Raw genomic sequence first — 2,324 nt, forward strand, 5'->3', positions numbered from 1 at the left:
GACAAGCTGAAGGAAGGCGACGTCGTCCGCGTCAAGGTGCTCGAGGTCGACAAGCAGGGCCGCATTCGCCTCAGCATGAAGGCCGTGGCTGAGGACGAGGCGAGGGCCGCGGAATAGGGAAACGCCGATTTATCGGCGCTTCCCGTGCGGGGCAGGATGCCCAATAAGTCGGCGTCTCCTTAGGCCCGAGGTTACGACGTGTTGCGGGGCTCGGAGCCCCGCAATCTCTTGCTAAGGGCAGAAATGAGTACAGCTTTCGTGGTCCTGGCGGCGCTCTGCTGGGGCCTGTCCGGCGGCATCGGTGGGGTGCTGATGGCCGACGGTTGGGACCCGTTCGTGGTGTCCCTCTACCGGGGCGCCATCGGGCTTGTGTTCGTGCTCGCGTGGCTGGCATTGCGCCCGCGCGGCAGCGGGCTGTCGAATCGTTGGCTGTGGTTTTGGTCAGCGGTCGCCGGACTCGGTGTCGCCGGCAATTTCGCGTTCTATTTCTTGAGCATCGCCGAGGGCAGCGTCGCCGTTGCGGCAACGCTGATGTACTGCGCGCCGGTGTTCGTCTACCTGGTGTCCTTCGCACTCAAGCTCGAGCGACCCACCGCGCTCAAATGGGTCGCCATTGCGATGGTGATGGTCGGCGTCGTGCTGCTCACTCAGATCTACGAGACCGGGGCGGGAGGTGTGACGCCGGTCGGCGTCGCTGCTGGTCTCTTGTCCGGGCTGTCCTATGCCGTCTTCATTTTCGGCTTCAAGTACGCTGCGCCGCATGGCACTCCGCAGGCGATTCTGGTCATCGCGTTCGCGGTGCTCGCCGCCGTACTCGTCTGGCCGGGCGATACGGAGCAGACACTTGCCGTGCTAAGCACACCGAGCTGGCCGCTGTTCGCCGTCCTGGGGGTGCTGGGGGCGGGGTTGTCCTTCATTCTCTATATTGTCGGACTCAACCATACGGCGCCGGCCGTGGCCTCCATCGTTGCCATGGTCGAGCCGGTGACCGCGTCGCTGTTCGGCGTCGTGGTGTTGAGCGAAAGCCTGGCCGCTCTGCAGATCCTCGGCATGGCGCTCATCCTGCTCACAGTCACGGCGTTGAGCGTCAGCTCTAGCCCAAAGTACGCGCCGCCCTAAAAAACGAAAAAACGGGGACGGTATATGTAACTACGAGGTCAGTTTTGTCCCTCTTGCTGTGGCCTTAAGCGTTGGTGCGGTCGGTAGCCGACGGCGATTCGCCGAACAAAGCCCTGTATTCCGATGCGAATCGCCCCGGGTGGTGCATACCGCAGCGGGCAGCAAGGCCTGCGATGTCGACGTCGGCACCGCGCAGCAGTGCGTCGCGCGCCGCATGCAGTCGCAGGATGGTCAGGTAACGTCGGGGCGAGATGCCCAGCTGGTCGCGGAAGGCTTGCTCCAGCGTGCGCTGGGCAACGCCGATGGCACGACACAATGGCGGGATGCGCACGTCCTCGCCGATGCGCTCCCGCACCAGGTGCTCGAACGCACGGAGTAGGCGCATGCGCTCGGCGTAGCTCGCGCGCCCGCCGGGGGCGTCTCCATGATGTGCCATCAGCATCAGCTCTGCGGCGAGCGCTGCGAGCTCTGCATGCCAATCCGTGACCGTAGTGCTGGGCCGTGCACCCGCAAGCCGTGCAAGCCGGCTCACGATACGGGCGCAGCCGGGGAGGGAGGCGCTGAATACCTTGGGCTCGCGGAACAGGCTTTCCGACAGGCCAAGCTCGCCAAGGACGGTGCGGGGGATCTGGAGCCCCGCCCAATGCGTGTGGGCCGGCAGCAGATAATCCAGCTCGGCGCCGGCCGGGTAACAGATAAGGTCCTTGGCGCCGAACCGATACCCGTTGATGCAACCGTCGCACTCGGCCATGAGGATGGCGCCCACGACCACTGCGTCATCCGGCAGGCAGCCGCGCGCGCGCAGCGTACGGTTATAGCAGCCGCTGTTCAGCACGATGGGGCCCGCGAGCAGGCCGTGCAGCTCACCGCGAAAGTCACCGACGTCCAACTGGTAGTGCTCGAGGGAGGCCTCACGGATGGCTGTCGACAACTGCGCGGCGTCGAAGAATGTCAGCGCAAGCCGCTCGATCACCGGCTCTCCTGTGCCGCTCGAATTCGAGTTGGCCATCGCGTTGTCCTCGTCTGCGAAAAGCGGATAACAAGGTTATCAGGAAGATCGGGAGCGGCAATACTGCGTGCCGCTGCGACGCGCGCCTCGACTAGAGCCGTGCCATGAGGCGTTTCGCCCGGCTAACTCCGGGCGCCTGCAGCTGTCTGTCTGCGACGGGGCCGCGGGCCGGTCGACTCGCACGGAGGCGCTTTAA

Annotated in this window: 3 protein-coding genes; 2 read left to right on the plus strand and 1 reads right to left on the minus strand. The window is 65.1% G+C overall.

All coding sequences use genetic code 11. From position 1 onward, the window contains the following. Nucleotides 1-6: 6 nt before the first annotated feature. Entirely contained in the window at nt 7-117 is a 111-nt protein-coding gene (locus I6U14_RS16115) for a S1 RNA-binding domain-containing protein (RefSeq protein WP_296900551.1), read from the plus strand. Between the two features lie 126 nt (nt 118-243). Continuing rightward, the gene (locus tag I6U14_RS16120; protein ID WP_296900547.1) at nt 244-1,119 is read left to right on the plus strand and encodes a DMT family transporter; all 876 of its coding nucleotides are present in this window, start codon (nt 244-246) and stop codon (nt 1,117-1,119) included. A gap of 64 nt (nt 1,120-1,183) precedes the next feature. On the opposite strand, the gene I6U14_RS16125 is transcribed toward I6U14_RS16120, so the two are convergent. Then, on the minus strand, nt 1,184-2,128 hold the full coding sequence (locus I6U14_RS16125; protein WP_296900549.1) for a helix-turn-helix domain-containing protein: 945 nt from the start codon (nt 2,126-2,128) through the stop codon (nt 1,184-1,186). Nucleotides 2,129-2,324 lie beyond the last annotated feature (196 nt).

This window comes from Thiohalocapsa sp. (assembly GCF_019695415.1).
Taxonomy (GTDB): domain Bacteria; phylum Pseudomonadota; class Gammaproteobacteria; order Chromatiales; family Chromatiaceae; genus Thiohalocapsa.